The organism is Cupriavidus sp. 01L46, assembly GCF_056399905.1.
This window is the reverse complement of sequence record NZ_JBFTSF010000053.1, coordinates 1-15,056: the sequence shown is the minus strand read 5'-3', so window position 1 is coordinate 15,056 and position 15,056 is coordinate 1. Positions and strand designations below refer to the sequence as shown.

Below are 15,056 nucleotides of genomic sequence, written 5' to 3'. Positions count from 1 at the left end.
CATGTGGCACAACACTCGCCTGCTTAACCTGATCGCCTCCACGCTCTATGCGCTGGTGGCGATGATGGCGTTCGCGGCCGGCTTGCTATGGCTGGCGCAGCGGCCGGTGTTTGCCATTACCCACGTCGAGCTGGTGTCGATGGAAGGCGGCACCCTGCGCCATGTCAATGCGCCGAGCGTGCGCGCCAACGCGCTGGGCAAGCTGTCGGGGAGCYTTTTCACGCTCGACCTGAATGAGGCGCGCCAGATCTTCGAGTCGGTGCCCTGGGTGCGCCGTGCCAGCGTGCGGCGCGAATGGCCCAACGGGCTGGCGGTCGAGGTCGAGGAGCACGAAGCCCTCGGTACGTGGGGCAATGCCGACAGTGGCCGCCTGATCAACACTTATGGCGAAGTTTTCGTCGCCAATCCGGCCGAAGCCGAGGAAGATGCCCAGTTGCTCGCACTCGATGGCCCGCCGGACAGCGAGGGCGACGTGGTGGACAAGCTCGAAGTCATGCGCGAGTGGTTCAAGCCGCTGAAGGTGGAGCCGCTGGCGGTCACGCTGTCGTCCCGCTACGCCTGGCGCGCCAAGCTCTCCAACGGCATGGTGGTGGAGCTTGGCCGTGAACAGAACGACGAGGAGCGCGACGCCATGGGCCAGCGCGTCAAGCGCTTCGTGGTGGCCTGGCCCCAGGTCACGGAGCAGTGGGGCAAGCAGATCGAGTATGCGGACCTGCGATACCCCAATGGGTTCGCGATTCGCGCGGCTAACGTGCGCTTCCTGACCGATGCCCAGGCAGCGGCGGCGGCCAAGGCGAGAGCGGCCGGTTCCAGCACGAGCACCAGCGCGAACACGAACGCCAGCACCAATCCGAACAACAATCCGACGCGACTCAAGAGTAAGAACGCGGAGAAAAACCGATGAGCAAGGAATACAAGGACCTACTGGTCGGTCTCGATATCGGCACTTCCAAAGTGGCCGCGGTGGTGGCGGAGTTGCGCCCCGACGGCAGCTACGAAGTGATCGGGATGGGCCAGTCAGAGTCCAAGGGTCTGAAGAAAGGGGTTGTGGTCAATATCGAGGCCACGGTGCAGTCCATCCAGCGTGCGCTGGAGGAGGCTGAGCTGATGGCCGACTGCAAGATCTCCGAGGTGTTTACCGGCATTGCCGGCAGCCATATCCGCAGCTTCAACTCCAGCGGCATGGTGGCGATCAAGGACAAGGAGGTCACCCAGACCGATGTGGCCCGGGTGATCGAGACCGCCAAGGCGGTCAATATCCCGACCGACCAGCAGATCCTGCACATCCTCACGCAGGAATTCATCATCGACGGCCAGGAGGACGTGCGCGAGCCGATCGGCATGAGCGGCATCCGCCTGGAAGTGAAGGTGCATATCGTCACCGGCGCGGTCAGCGCGGCGCAGAACATCGTCAAGTGCGTGCGCCGCTGCGGCCTGGAGGTGCACGACCTGATCCTGCAGCCGCTGGCTTCCAGCCTGGCGGTGCTGACCGAGGACGAGAAGGAACTCGGCGTGGTGCTGGTCGACATCGGTGGCGGCACCACCGATATCGCCATCTTCAGCGAAGGCGCGATCCGGCATACGGCCGTGATCCCCATCGCCGGCGACCAGATCACCAACGACATCGCCATGGCGCTGCGCACGCCCACGCCCGACGCCGAGGACGTCAAGATCCAGTACGGCATCGCCAAGCAGGCCATCGCCGATCCGGAAGACATGATCGAGGTCCCTGGCGTGGGCGACCGCGGCACGCGCTCGCTTTCGCGCCAGGCGCTGGCGGCCGTGATCGAGCCACGTATCGAGGAGCTGTACTCGCTGGTGCACCAGGTGGTGCGCGAGTCGGGCTATGAAGAATTGCTGTCGTCGGGGGTCGTGATCACCGGCGGCACCGCGATGATGCCGGGCATGGTGGAACTGGGCGAGGACATCTTCCTCAAGCCGGTTCGGGTCGGCGTGCCGGAATATCGCGGAAATTTGCACGAAGTAGTAAAGAGTCCGCGCTATTCGACCGTAATGGGACTACTGCTCGAAGGCCGCGTGCAGCGCATGCGCGGGCGCAAGGTAGCGGTGCAGAGCGGCTCGGTCAAGCAGGTGTGGACCCGCATGAAGGAATGGTTCGTCGGCAACTTCTGAACGTTGCAGGCGACTGGATGGCACTGGTTTGAATGGCTGGCCTGTCCACCGAATGGCGGGCAGGCCGTTGAACACGCAGTTTTTTGATGGTTTCTTGTTCAGTAACCAAGGGTTGCGGCGGGGAGGCTGCAGCGTTTGGCGGCTGATTCTTCTTGGAGGCAGTGATGGACTTTGACATGATCGAAACGGAATTGCAGGACGGCACCATCATCAAGGTGATCGGCGTGGGCGGCGCGGGCGGTAACGCTGTGCAGCACATGATCAGCCGTGGCGTGCAAGGCGTCGAATTTATCTGCATGAACACGGATGCGCAGGCGCTCAAGCGCTCCAGCGCTTCGCGCGTGCTGCAGCTCGGCAACACCGGCCTGGGGGCCGGTGCCAAGCCGGAGGTCGGCCGCAATTGCGCAGACCAGGCGCGCGAGCAGATCGCTGACTCGCTGCGTGGTGCGCACATGGTCTTCATCACTGCCGGCATGGGCGGCGGCACCGGTACCGGCGCTGCCCCGGTCGTGGCCCAGGTTGCCAAGGAAATGGGCATCCTGACCGTGGGCGTGGTCAGCAAGCCCTTCGAGTTCGAAGGCGCGCGCCGCGCCAAGGTGGCGGAAGCTGGCTCGGGCGAGCTGGAGTCCTGCGTCGATTCGCTGATCGTTGTGCTCAACGAAAAGCTGTTCGAAGTGATGGGCGATGACGCCGAGATGGACAAGTGCTTCCAGTGCGCCGACGACGTGCTGCACAACGCGGTTGCCGGCATTGCCGAGATCATCAATGTCGATGGCCTGGTGAACGTCGACTTCGAAGACGTGAAGACGGTCATGGGCGAGCAGGGCAAGGYCATGATGGGCACGGCCACCGTGTCGGGCGTTGACCGCGCCCGCCTGGCTGCCGAGCAGGCTGTCGCCAGCCCGCTGCTGGAAGGCGTGGACCTGTCGGGCGCACGCGGCGTGCTGGTCAACATCACGGCCAGCCGCTCGCTCAAGCTGTCGGAAACCAAGGAAGTCATGAACACCATCCGCAGCTACGCCGCGGAAGATGCCACCGTGATCTTCGGCACGGTGTACGACGACGCCATGGGCGATGCACTGCGCGTGACGGTGGTGGCGACGGGCCTGGGCCGTTCGGCCAAGAAGCAACAGCCGATGACCCTGCTCAAGACCGGTACCGACAACATGCCGGTGCAGATGATGGGCAACATGACCAGCAACGTGGGCGTAAGCCACAGCAGCGCGCCGGACTATAGCAATCTGGACACGCCGGCGGTATGGCGCAGCTCGCGCGAGTCTGCGTCCGCCCACGTGGCTGCGCTGCAGGAAAAGGGCGTGGATACGTACGACATCCCGGCCTTCCTGCGCAAGCAGGCGGACTGAGTTGGCTCGGCAAGGTGCCGGCAGGGCCGGTTGCCAGCAGGCCGCGACCCCGGACCAGCGAAACACGCAAGCGCTCCCTACGCTCGTGTTCCGCCCGGTGGTTGCGGTCGTCCGCGCGCCGTTCGCAAGATCGGCGCGCGGATTTATTTCGAGAACAGTGCGGCCCGCAGCATGAAGAGCCGCCTTGAAGTGATGTAGTCGTCGCGCGTCACACAGCGCGAGCGCCCGATGTTCCCTGCGCGAGAGCCTGGGCACCGCTTTGTCGGAGGATGCCGACGACGCAGCGGGCGGTGAACCGCCTTGGGCACCCGCGGTGGGCGCACTATGATGCTAAACAGGGTTTTTACCGAGACAGGAAGACACAGCATGATCCCTATTGGAGCGCGTGTGCCGGACGCCACGCTGAATGAATTCTTTGAGGTCGAAACCGGCGGCTGCGCCCTTGGGCCCAATGCCTTCTCAGTGGCGGAACTTGCGCGTGGCCGCAAGATCGTGGTGTTCGGCCTGCCTGGCGCCTTTACGCCGACCTGTTCCGCCAAGCATGTGCCGGGCTTTGTCGCGCAGGCAGACGCGCTGCGCGCAGCCGGCGTGGACGAGATCTGGTGTGTATCGGTCAACGACGCCTTTGTCATGGGCGCCTGGGGCCGCGAGCAGAAGACCGGCGACCGTGTGCGCATGATGGCCGACGGCAGTGCCGAATGGACCCGCCGGCTGGGCCTGGAGCAAGACCTGACCGCGCGCGGCATGGGTGTGCGCTCCAAGCGCTATGCCATGGTGCTTGACGATGGCGTGGTGTCCCATCTGTGGCTTGAAGCGCCCGGCGAGTTCAAGGTCAGCAGCGCCGAAGCCGTGCTGGCCGCGTTGCGCGCGTAATACGAGAGTGTGTCAGGACACGTCAAAGAAATGACGTTTTGCGCACTTACGGCGATTTATTTCTTCTTGATAACACACCGAAACAAAGTGATGCAGCGCAGCAAACGAAGCAGTGGTAAAATCGCTATATTGGAAAGTGTACTTGATAGATTTTAATAATAGCTGAGACTGTCATGCTAAAACAGCGCACCATCAAATCCCTGGTCAAGACCGTTGGCATTGGTTTGCACTCGGGCCGTAAAGTGACGCTGACGCTGCGCCCGGCCCCGGTGGATACCGGCATCGTATTCACTCGCGTCGACCTGCCCGAAACGGTCGAAATCGTCGCGAGCGCGTCGGCCATTGGTGACACGCGCCTGGCGTCGGTCCTGCAGAAGGACGGCGCACGCGTCTCGACCGTGGAGCATTTGATGTCCGCCTGCGCGGGCCTTGGCATCGACAACCTGTATGTGGATGTCGACGCCGAAGAAATCCCCATCATGGATGGCAGCGCCGCGTCGTTCGTTTTCCTGCTGCAGTCGGCCGAGATCGAGCAGCAATCGGCGCCCAAGCGTTTCATCCGCGTGAAGAAAGCCGTGGAAGTGCGTGAAGGCGACAAGCTGGCGCGGCTGGAGCCCTTCTTTGGCTTCAAGCTGGCGTTCACCATCGATTTCCGCCATCCTGCGGTGGACAAGACGGGCCAGACCTTCGCCATTGACTTCGCCGACACCAGCTATGTGCGCGAAATCGCCCGCGCCCGCACCTTCGGCTTCGCCCATGAAGTGGAAGCCCTGCGCGAGATGGGCCTGGCGCGCGGCGGCAGCCTGGACAATGCGATCGTGCTCGACGAGCACCGCATGCTGAACAACGAAGAACTGCGCTACGGCGACGAGTTCGTGCGCCACAAGATCCTGGATGYGATTGGCGACCTGTACGTGGTCGGGCATCCGCTGATTGGCGCGTATATCGCCAACAAGTCCGGGCACGGGCTCAACAACCAGCTGTTGCGCGCATTGCTGGCCGATCAGGAAGCCTACGAGATGGTGACGTTCGAGCGCGTCGAGGATGCGCCGCCAGCCTTCCTGCCGCAGTTGGCGCCGGCGTTCGCGTAGCGCGGGAAGGGAAGGGAAGGGAAGCCAGGGCCGCTGCACGGTCCCATGAAAAAGCCGGCCGCCAGGCCGGCTTTTTCACGTTTGGGCGTCGAATCGGCTCCCGCCGACGCTTTTCAGCGATGGTGGGACAACAGCGTATTCAGCGCATCGCGCAGCGGCGATTCGGGTAGTTCCTGGGCCAGCTGGGTCAGGCTGKACAAGCCGGTCGCCGACATCCGCGCCACCTTGGGCTTCACCACTGGCCCGGTGTCCCAATCGCTCTGCCGCCCGACCTCCGGTTGTACCCTCACCCGGATTGCGGTAATCTGCGATCCCCGCTGTTGCAGTCTCGAAAGTAGCGTCGGGACCACTTGCCGGACTCGTGCCGCTGCGGCCCCATGGGCTGCAAGCAACAGTAAAGTTCGCTCCGACTGGCCTTGCCCGATGCCGCGGGCGTCTTGCTTGACGCCGGCTACAGCGATGCCATCCTGCAGTCCGCGTGGCAGGAGCGATAGCACCTCAGCCTCCAGTACCGCCAGTTCCCGTGCCGTCTGCATCAGGGCCGAGACCGGGCCAGCCTTGTCCAGCCAGTCGTTAAGCGGCTTGGCGGCGGGCGTCTGGAGGGCGTAATGGGTAAACATGCGCATGCGCGCATTCTAGCGTGCCGTTCGCGCCAGTGCGGCGGCTTATGCGCCGCGGCTGCCCGGCGCCGGCCGGGCATGAGAAGGAGTTGCGCCATGCAGATCATCGTGCTTCACCCACGCCTACCGCGTGTTCGCCATTTCACCCTGTCGCGGGGCAAGGTCCTTGCCGGCATCGCGTTGCTGTGCCTCGTCGTTGCGCTGGTGTCGTCTGCCCTGACCTGGATCGTGGCGCGCTCGGGCATGACAGCGCCGGCCCGCGCGCCGGGCGACGATGCTTACCTGCGGGCCAACCTCAATGTGCTCGCGATCCGCGTCGGTGAGATCCAGGCCCGGATGGTGCGGCTGGACGCGCTTGGCGAGCGGGTCTCAGGGCTTGCCGGCATCGCGCCCAAGGAATTCAACTTCCAGCAGCCACCCGGGCGCGGCGGCCTGGCTGCATCCGCGCAGTCGCGCACCTCGAGCCTGCCGGAGCTGCAGCTCGCGCTGGCACGCCTGTCGGACCAGGCCGAGCAGCACGCGGACTATTTTGACGTGGTGGCGAGCACCTTGCTGGACCGCCGGAGCGAGAGCCGCCGTGTCCCGCGCGTGCTGCCGGTGGCGAGCGGATACGATGCATCCGGCTTCGGCTGGCGTTTCGACCCGTTCAGCGGGCGCCGCACCCCGCATGATGGTGTGGATTTTTCGGCACCCACGGGTACCCCGATCGTGGCGGCGGCCGGCGGCGTGGTGGTGGCGGCGGAATGGCATCCAGAATATGGCAACCTGATCGACATCGACCACGGCAACGGCCTCAAGACCCGCTATGCGCACGCGTCCAAGCTGCAGGTGAAGGCCGGCGACCTCGTCAAGCCTGGCCAGCAGATCGCCCTGGTGGGCTCCACCGGGCGCTCCACCGGCGCGCACCTGCATTTCGAGGTGCATGTGGACGGTGTGCCGCAAAACCCGAATCGCTTCCTGGCCATCGCCAAGCCTGCGCCGGCCCAGGTCGCGCAGGCGCCGGACCCCACCGATCGCAATCTCATCCGTTGAAGAACCGGGGCGCCGCCCCGATGTCGGAAGGATTGGATGTGCGGGTTGTGTCCGGGCCGTCAAGTGGCGGGGGACGCGTGGTGTGGTTTGCACAGCGTTTCACCTGCCGCTTGGTTCCGGTCGTGACCCGCGCGCATGATAAACTCGGCGTTTTGCGCCAATCTTCCTATTTCCTCGCGCGGTCCGCCCTGGGCAGCCGGCCAAGCCGGCGGCTAGGCCGCCCTAGTGCGTACCACGGCGGCGTACCACTCGCGTAGGTGAAAGCAATCGATGATCACGGGCCTTCTCAAGAAAGTCTTCGGCAGCCGTAATGAACGGCTGATCAAACAATATGGCAGGACCGTCGCGCAGATCAATGCGCTGGAACCGAAGTTCGAGGCACTTTCGGATGACGACCTGCGTGGCATGACCGAGATTTTCCGGCAGCGCCATGCCGCCGGGGAGTCGCTCGAGGCGTTGCTGCCCGAGGCTTTCGCGGTGTGCCGCGAGGCCAGCAAGCGGATCATGAAGATGCGCCACTTTGACGTCCAGCTGATTGGCGGCATGGTGCTCAACGACAACAAGATCGCTGAAATGCGCACCGGCGAGGGCAAGACCCTTACCGCGACGCTGCCGGTGTACCTCAATGCCATTACCGGCCGCGGCGTGCACGTTGTCACGGTCAACGACTACCTGGCTCAGCGTGACGCCGAGTGGATGGGGCGCCTGTACAACTTCCTCGGCCTGTCGGTCGGCGTGAACCTGTCGCAGATGCCGCACGACCAGAAGGCCGCTGCCTATGCGTCCGACATCACGTACGGCACCAACAACGAGTTCGGCTTCGACTACCTGCGCGACAACATGGTCTATGACCCTGGCCAGCGCGTGCAACGTCCGCTGAACTACGCCATCGTCGACGAGGTGGACTCGATCCTGATCGACGAAGCGCGCACGCCGCTGATCATCTCGGGCCAGGCGGAGAACCAGACCGACCTGTACCAGCGCATGAACGGCGTGCCCAAGCTGCTGGTGCGCCAGATCGGCGAGGAAAAGGCCGACGRCACCGGCGTCGAGAAGCCGGGCGACTACTTCGTCGACGAAAAGGGCCACCAGGTCTACCTGACCGAGGCGGGCCACGAGAAGGCCGAAGAGATCCTGATGCAGCAAGGTCTGATCGGCGAGGGCGAATCGCTCTACGCGCCGCAGAACATCACGCTGATGCATCACCTCTACGCCGCGCTGCGCGCGCAGAGCCTGTTCCATCGCGACCAGCACTATGTGGTGCAGAACGACGAGGTCGTCATCGTCGACGAGTTCACCGGCCGCCTGATGACCGGACGGCGCTGGTCCGACGGCCTGCACCAGGCSGTGGAAGCSAAGGAAGGCGTGACGATCCAGCAGGAAAACCAGACGCTGGCGACGATCACCTTCCAGAACTACTTCCGCATGTACGAGAAGCTGTCCGGCATGACCGGCACGGCCGATACGGAAGCCTACGAATTCCAGGAGATCTACGGCCTGGAAGTGGTGGTCATCCCCACCAACCGTGGCGCCCAGCGCAAGGACTTCCAGGACCAGATCTACAAGACCTCGAACGAGCGCTACGACGCCGTGGTGCGCGATATCCGCGACTGCTACGAGCGCGGCCAGCCCGTGCTGGTGGGYACCAYCTCGATCGAGACCTCGGAATACCTGTCCGGCCTGCTCGACAAGGCCAAGCTGCCGCACCAGGTGCTTAACGCCAAGCAGCACGAGCGCGAAGCCGAGATCGTGGCGCAGGCGGGCCGCCCCAAGATGATCACCATCGCCACCAACATGGCGGGCCGTGGCACCGACATCGTGCTGGGCGGCAACGTGGAGAAGCAGGCTGGCTTCATCGAAGCCGACGAAAGCCTCGCCGACGCCGACAAGGCCGCGCGCATTGCCCATCTGGAAGGCGAGTGGCAGTCGCTGCACGAGCAGGTCAAGGCCGCTGGCGGCCTGCATATCGTKGGCACCGAGCGCCATGAGTCGCGCCGTATCGACAACCAGCTGCGCGGCCGTGCCGGCCGCCAGGGCGATCCGGGCTCGTCCCGCTTCTACCTGTCGCTGGACGACCAGTTGCTGCGCATCTTCGCCGGCGACCGCGTGCGCGCCATCATGGAACGCCTGAAGATGCCGGAAGGCGAGCCGATCGAAGCGGGCATCGTCACGCGCTCGATCGAATCCGCCCAGCGCAAGGTGGAGGGCCGCAACTTCGATATCCGCAAGCAACTGCTGCAGTACGACGACGTGGCCAACGACCAGCGCAAGGAAATCTACAAGCTGCGCAACGAAGTGCTCGAGTCGCAAGACGTGGGCGAGATGGTGAAGAACCTGCGCCAGAGCGTGCTGGTCGAGATGTTCCGCGACCACGTGCCGGCCGACACCATGGAAGAGCAGTGGGACATCAAGGGCCTGGAGACCAAGCTGCGCGAGGAATGGTCCCTGGACGTGCCGCTGGCCGCGACCATCGAGGCCGCCCAGAGCATCGAGGACGAAGTGCTGCTGGACAAGATCATGCACGCGGCCGACGAGCGTTACGACGCCAAGGTCAACCAGGTTGGCCKCGAATCGTTTGCTGGCTTCGAGCGCTCGGTGATGCTGCAAAGCATCGACACGCACTGGCGTGAGCACCTGGCCGCGCTGGATCACCTGCGCCAGGGCATCCACCTGCGCGGCTATGCGCAGAAGGATCCCAAGCAGGAGTACAAGCGCGAGTCGTTCGAGCTGTTCGCCCGCCTGCTGGACGTGATCAAGGTGGAAGTCACCCGCGTGATCTTCAACGTGCAGATCCAGTCGCCGGAAGAGCTCGAGCAAGCTTCGGAGCAGATCGAGGAAGGCCTGTCGCACCTCGCCAACGTGCAGTACAAGCACGAGGAGTTCGACGAGGCCACGCAGGGCGCGGAGAGCGTGGGCAGCAGCGCGCCCGAGCGCGCCGGCATTGCCTACGCCGCCGCGGCGGAAGCTGCGGGCATGGCCAAGGTGGGGCGCAACGATCCCTGCCCATGCGGCTCCGGCAAGAAGTTCAAGCAGTGCCACGGCAAGCTCAGCTAAGCCGCGCACCGTGAAGTCAGCAAACATGCCCGCGCAAGCGGGCATGTTCGTCAGGGGCTGTGCATTCAGTAGAAAGCGCCGCCGTCTGGCACGAGCAAAACCAGCAACGTCGAACGCATAGAGGAACGCACATGGCCGTCAACCTGCCCCTGCCGCTGGCAGAAAACCTGAAACCTGTCGCCGGCGTCGAGCTCGGCTGGGCCGAAGCGGGTGTCCGCAAGGCCAACCGCAAGGACGTGCTGGTGGTGCGCGTTGCCCAAGGCAGCACCGTGGCGGGCGTGTTCACCCGCAACCGCTTCTGCGCCGCGCCGGTGCAGGTCTGCCGCGAGCACCTGGCCGCCGGCAAGGGCATCCGTGCGATCGTGGTCAACACCGGCAACGCCAATGCCGGCACGGGCGAGCCGGGCCTGGCCAATGCGCGCGCCACCTGTGATGCGCTGGCCGCGCAGCTCGGCATTGCACCCGAGCAAGTTCTGCCGTTCTCGACCGGTGTGATTCTCGAGCCGCTGCCGGTGGACCGCATCACCGCCGCGCTGCCCGCTGCCATCGCCAATGCCAAGCCCGACAACTGGCTGGCCGCGGCGGAGTCGATCATGACCACCGACACCCAGCCCAAGGCCGCCTCGCGCACCGTGCAGATCGGCGGCAAGACCGTGACGCTGTCCGGCATCAGCAAGGGCGCGGGCATGATCCGCCCCAATATGGCCACCATGCTCGGCTTCGTCGCCACCGATGCCACCGTGTCGCAGGATGTGCTGCAGGCGCTGGTGTCGTACGCGGCGGATCACTCCTTTAACAGCATCACCATCGACGGCGACACGTCGACCAATGACTCCTTCGTGCTGATCGCCAGCGGCAAGGCCGGCGCGCCGGCCATCGAGCGTGCCGAGGGGGCGGACTTCGAGACGCTGCGAGCCGCGCTGACCGACCTGTCGCAGGAACTGGCGCAGATGATCGTGCGCGATGGCGAAGGCGCCACCAAGCTGATGACCATCCAGGTCGAGGGCGGCAAGGACGTGGCCGAATGCCGCCTGATCGCCTACGCGGTGGCGCATTCGCCGCTGGTCAAGACCGCCTTCTACGCCTCGGACCCCAACMTGGGCCGCATCCTGGCCGCGGTGGGCTATGCCGGCGTGGACGATCTCGAAGTGGAGCGCGTCAATCTGTGGCTGGACGATGTCCTGGTCGCGCGCGACGGTGGCCGCAACCCCGAGTATCGTGAGGAAGACGGCCAGCGTGTGATGAAGCAGGCCGAAATCACCGTGCGCATCGCGCTGGGCCGCGGCGACGCCACCGCCACGGTCTGGACCTGCGACCTGTCGCACGACTACGTTTCGATCAACGCGGACTATCGTTCGTAGGCACCAGCCAGGCACGCATTGCGTGCGTGCCGCTCCCGCCAGCGCGGGCTCGGCACGCCAGCCGCCCGCCCTCCTGCCAACGATCCGCTTTTCCCCCCAAGCCGCCATGTCAGACCTTGCTGCCCGCCTCGATAGTTTCCTCGCCCGCCTTGAACAATGGCTGCCGCCCCAGCTGACCGAAGCTGACTGGGAGCAGGCCGTCGCCTTCCGCTGGCGCAAGCGGCAGAGCCTGTTCGGCAACATAGGCTACCTGCAGGCGATCCGCCAGCTGCCGCCGATCCATCTCGACGACCTGAAGAACATCGTGCGGCAGAAGGATGCCATCGTGGCCAATACGCGCCAGTTCGTGCAGCACCTGCCGGCCAACAACGTGTTGCTGACGGGCGCGCGCGGCACCGGCAAGTCCTCGCTGATCAAAGCCTGCCTCAATGCCTTCGTCAAGGATGGCCTGCGCCTGGTGGAAGTGGACAAGGATGACCTGGGCGACCTCGGCGATATCGTCGAGCAGTTGTCGGCGCGTCCCGAGCGTTTTGCCATCTTTTGCGACGACCTGTCGTTCGAAGAAGGCGAATCGGGCTACAAGTCGCTGAAGTCGGCGCTGGACGGCTCCGTGGCCGCGCAGTCGGACAATGTGCTGATCTATGCCACCTCCAACCGCCGCCATCTGCTGCCCGAGTACATGAAGGACAACGAGACCTACCGGCACACCGACGATGGCGAGATCCATCCCGGCGAAGTGGTGGAGGAAAAGATCTCGCTGTCCGAGCGTTTCGGGCTGTGGCTGTCGTTCTATCCGCCCAAGCAGGACGAGTACCTGGCCATCGTCGGCCACTGGCTCGGGCACTTTGGCTGCAGCGCCGAAGACATCGCCGCAGCACGTGGCGATGCGCTGGTGTGGGCGCTGGAGCGCGGCTCGCGCTCGGGGCGGGTGGCCTGGCAGTTCGCCCGCGACTGGGGCGGCAAGCATGGCAAGCCCTATATGGCCTCGGCGCAGGACGGCCAGGCATGAGCGAGGCATCGCAGGTAACCGATGCAGCGGCGCCGGCGGCGCGTAAGGTGACCGAGGTTGCCGTTGGCGTGCTGGTGCAGCCCGACGGGCGCTTCCTGCTGGCCCAGCGGCCGGCGGGCAAGCCCTATGAAGGCTACTGGGAGTTCCCGGGCGGCAAGCTGGAACCGGGCGAATCAGTCGAAGAGGCGCTGGCGCGCGAGCTGCATGAGGAGCTCGGCATCGAGGTGGGCGCCAGCGTGCGCTGGCACGTGCTGGAGCATGACTACCCGCATGCCTATGTGCGCCTGCATTTCTGCAAGGTCACCGCGTGGACGGGCGAGCTGGTCGGCCGCGAGGGCCAGGCCTTCTCGTGGCAATCGGCGCCGGTGGACGTGGGCCCCTTGCTGCCGGCTACGATCCCCGTGGTCGACTGGCTGGCTGCCGAGAGCGGCACCGCCTGAACTGTCGGGGCCGTCGTCGGGGTCACCGGGGCCGCAACGGTCGTGCGGTGCTTAGTCCTCGTCTTGATCGTCCGGCGAGGGCTCTTCGCCGGGTTTGCCGCCAATCACGTATTTCTCGGACGCCCACGCGCCCAGGTCGATCTGCTTGCAGCGGTTCGAGCAGAAGGGACGGAATTTACTCTCGGGTACCCAGGCCACGTCCGTGCCGCAGGTGGGGCATTTGACTACGGTTGTCATTGCTTCAGAAATTACAGAGCTTGAGCAGGAAAGGGATGTCGGCGTCGACCGAACGGGGACGCAAGTCGCCATCCTGCTGCGTGAAACGGACCCACAGCATGTACTTGTTGGCGCTCATCTCGGGGATGAAGGCCAGCAGCGATTCATCCAGCAGCACCTGCATCAGCTGGTAGCTGCGACCGGACAGCATCTGCTGGTAGCTGCCGCCGGTGGCGATGACCTTGCCGCTCTGGCCGGACTCGCGCAGCAGGCGCAACACGGTGTTGGTGCCAAGGCGCAGGGGCACCAGCGGGCGCGCCCACTTGAGGATGTCCGCGCGGCGGTCTTCGACGGGACGGTGCTGCCAGGCGTAGTAGGCCGGCAGGTCGAACTCGCAGGTGCCGCCAGGGATGATGGCGCGGCTGCGGATGCTGGTCAGCCACTCGTTGTCGGTCAGCAACTGCCCGGCCTTGCCAACCGACTGGTTAAGCTGGGTGACCGCCTGCTCGATCTCGCTGATGACGCTATCCAGCGCACCCTGGTCGATCTGCGGATTGGCGCGCAGCGCGGCAAGCGCCTGGCGCTGGCGTTCCAGTTCCTTGAGCAGGTCGGTCTTCAGGTCTGCGCGGCCGGCGACGTCGATGATCTCGAACAGCGTCGTCAACGCCACGTGATGCTGCAGGGCGTGATCCTGGCCGAGAAAATAATCCAGCCGATCGAACAGGTCTTCCAGGCGCAGGAGAGTCCTGATGCGTTCGTTAAAAGGATATTCGTACAGAATCAATGGGTGTATTCGTGCAACAGGGCGGGTTGGCGGGTGGGCACTCTGACCCGGGCGGCGTTGCCGGAGCGGCGAGGCTTCCGGTGTATCCGGGCCTGCGCGATGCGAATCGGCCCGGGCCCGCAATATCGGCAGTATGCGGCCATTTCCCGCGTGATTCCAGCGCATTCTATGCGAGACCGCCAAACAGGACAATGAAACGTCCGACTTAGGGTGCCGCATGCAGCACCGCACAAAGTTGGTGCGGATGCGGCCAGTCACTCAGCCCGTGGCTGCCCGGGCGCTAGCCAGGGTGCGGTACAACTGGTCCAGGCGATCCACCTGCGCTGGCAGGGCCTCCGGCAGGCCCTCGTTGTCGACCACATCGTCGGCAGCGGCCAGGCGTTCGCTGCGCCTGGCCTGCCTGGCCATGATGGCCTCGACCTGGCCCTGGGAAAAGCCGTTACGTGCCATGACCCGTGCAATCTGCGTGGCCTCGCTGCAATCCACCACCAGCACCCGGTCCACCCGCGCGCGCCATGAGCCCGATTCGACCAGCAGCGGGACCACGTAGATCAGGTAGGGATGCAGCCCGGAGGCGCGGATCGCGGCGGCGCGCGCCTCGGTCAACTGGCGGATCAGGGGGTGGGTGATGCCCTCCAGCCGGGCCTTGGCCGCCGGGTCCGAGAACACCAGCTCGCGCATGGCATTGCGGTCCATGGCGCCGTCCGCGCGCAGGCAGGCGGGGCCAAAGGCTTCCAGCAGGGCAGGAATGGCCAGCCCGCCCGGCGCGGTGATCTCGTGCGCGAGCAGGTCGGTGTCGATCAGGGCGGCGCCGCGCGCGGCGAACAGGTCCGCCACGCGGGTCTTGCCAGAGCCGATGCCCCCGGTCAGTCCGATTTGCAGCATGTAGGTCTCGAAGCTTGCTGTGGGTGTGATAAGGGCGGCCCTAGGTCGGCCGGCGGCCGGCGCCCGTTCAGCCCGCAATGCCCAGCGGCAGCACGTTGGGCCCAAAGAACAGCACAAGCAGCCCGGCTCCGGCKATATAGGGGCCGAAGGCGAAGTGCGTATCGCGATCCTGACGGCGCAGCGCGATATTGGCA

14 protein-coding genes are annotated in these 15,056 nt (G+C 65.1%); 10 read left to right on the top strand and 4 right to left on the bottom strand.

The annotated features are described in order from the left end of the window. Position 1 precedes the first annotated feature (1 nt). From AC1DS3_RS12020 to lpxC, 5 genes are all read left to right on the top strand, one after another. The gene (locus AC1DS3_RS12020; RefSeq protein ID WP_477127226.1) at positions 2-904 is read left to right on the top strand and encodes a cell division protein FtsQ/DivIB; all 903 of its coding nucleotides are present in this window, start codon (positions 2-4) and stop codon (positions 902-904) included. Continuing rightward, positions 901-2,133: a cell division protein FtsA gene (gene ftsA, locus AC1DS3_RS12015; RefSeq protein WP_035875601.1), complete on the top strand. Its 1,233-nt coding sequence runs from the start codon at positions 901-903 to the stop codon at positions 2,131-2,133. Before AC1DS3_RS12020 ends, ftsA begins: the two co-directional genes overlap by 4 nt. Positions 2,134-2,297: 164 nt before the next feature. Next, positions 2,298-3,497, top strand: a complete 1,200-nt coding sequence (gene ftsZ, locus AC1DS3_RS12010; protein WP_477127225.1) for a cell division protein FtsZ — start codon at positions 2,298-2,300, stop codon at positions 3,495-3,497. Between the two features lie 366 nt (positions 3,498-3,863). After that, complete coding sequence (locus AC1DS3_RS12005; RefSeq protein WP_441633959.1) at positions 3,864-4,370, top strand: peroxiredoxin; 507 nt, start codon at positions 3,864-3,866, stop codon at positions 4,368-4,370. Between the two features lie 173 nt (positions 4,371-4,543). After that, complete coding sequence (lpxC, locus tag AC1DS3_RS12000) at positions 4,544-5,461, top strand: UDP-3-O-acyl-N-acetylglucosamine deacetylase (RefSeq protein ID WP_477127224.1); 918 nt, start codon at positions 4,544-4,546, stop codon at positions 5,459-5,461. A 113-nt stretch (positions 5,462-5,574) separates the two neighbouring features. Here lpxC and AC1DS3_RS11995 read toward each other — a convergent pair whose 3' ends face one another. Further along, positions 5,575-6,087 carry a hypothetical protein gene (locus AC1DS3_RS11995; RefSeq protein ID WP_477127223.1) on the bottom strand — a complete coding sequence of 171 codons (513 nt, stop codon included), beginning with the start codon at positions 6,085-6,087 and terminating at the stop codon, positions 5,575-5,577. A gap of 90 nt (positions 6,088-6,177) precedes the next feature. On the opposite strand from AC1DS3_RS11995, the gene AC1DS3_RS11990 reads away from it, so the two are divergent. The 5 genes from AC1DS3_RS11990 (at position 6,178) to AC1DS3_RS11970 (ending at position 12,977) form a co-directional block, all read left to right on the top strand. Next, entirely contained in the window at positions 6,178-7,113 is a 936-nt protein-coding gene (locus tag AC1DS3_RS11990) for a M23 family metallopeptidase (RefSeq protein ID WP_441633955.1), read from the top strand. A 270-nt stretch (positions 7,114-7,383) separates the two neighbouring features. Further along, on the top strand, positions 7,384-10,167 hold the full coding sequence (gene secA / locus AC1DS3_RS11985; RefSeq protein ID WP_477127222.1) for a preprotein translocase subunit SecA: 2,784 nt from the start codon (positions 7,384-7,386) through the stop codon (positions 10,165-10,167). A 131-nt stretch (positions 10,168-10,298) separates the two neighbouring features. Beyond that, positions 10,299-11,528 (top strand): bifunctional glutamate N-acetyltransferase/amino-acid acetyltransferase ArgJ, encoded by a 1,230-nt coding sequence (gene argJ / locus AC1DS3_RS11980; RefSeq protein WP_477127221.1) that lies wholly within the window; start codon positions 10,299-10,301, stop codon positions 11,526-11,528. Positions 11,529-11,634: 106 nt separating this feature from the next. Next, the gene (locus AC1DS3_RS11975; RefSeq protein WP_441633949.1) at positions 11,635-12,537 is read left to right on the top strand and encodes an ATP-binding protein; all 903 of its coding nucleotides are present in this window, start codon (positions 11,635-11,637) and stop codon (positions 12,535-12,537) included. Next, complete coding sequence (locus AC1DS3_RS11970) at positions 12,534-12,977, top strand: NUDIX domain-containing protein (RefSeq protein WP_441633947.1); 444 nt, start codon at positions 12,534-12,536, stop codon at positions 12,975-12,977. The genes AC1DS3_RS11975 and AC1DS3_RS11970 overlap by 4 nt, the downstream gene beginning before the upstream one ends. A 51-nt stretch (positions 12,978-13,028) precedes the next feature. Here the strand turns inward: AC1DS3_RS11970 and AC1DS3_RS11965 are convergent, their stop codons facing one another. From AC1DS3_RS11965 to coaE, 3 genes are all read right to left on the bottom strand, one after another. Further along, positions 13,029-13,214 (bottom strand): DNA gyrase inhibitor YacG, encoded by a 186-nt coding sequence (locus AC1DS3_RS11965; protein WP_441633945.1) that lies wholly within the window; start codon positions 13,212-13,214, stop codon positions 13,029-13,031. A 4-nt stretch (positions 13,215-13,218) separates the two neighbouring features. Next, positions 13,219-13,977, bottom strand: a complete 759-nt coding sequence (zapD, locus tag AC1DS3_RS11960; RefSeq protein WP_441633943.1) for a cell division protein ZapD — start codon at positions 13,975-13,977, stop codon at positions 13,219-13,221. 258 nt (positions 13,978-14,235) lie between these two features. Beyond that, the gene (gene coaE / locus AC1DS3_RS11955; protein ID WP_441633941.1) at positions 14,236-14,862 is read right to left on the bottom strand and encodes a dephospho-CoA kinase; all 627 of its coding nucleotides are present in this window, start codon (positions 14,860-14,862) and stop codon (positions 14,236-14,238) included. Between the last annotated feature and the right edge of the window lie 194 nt (positions 14,863-15,056).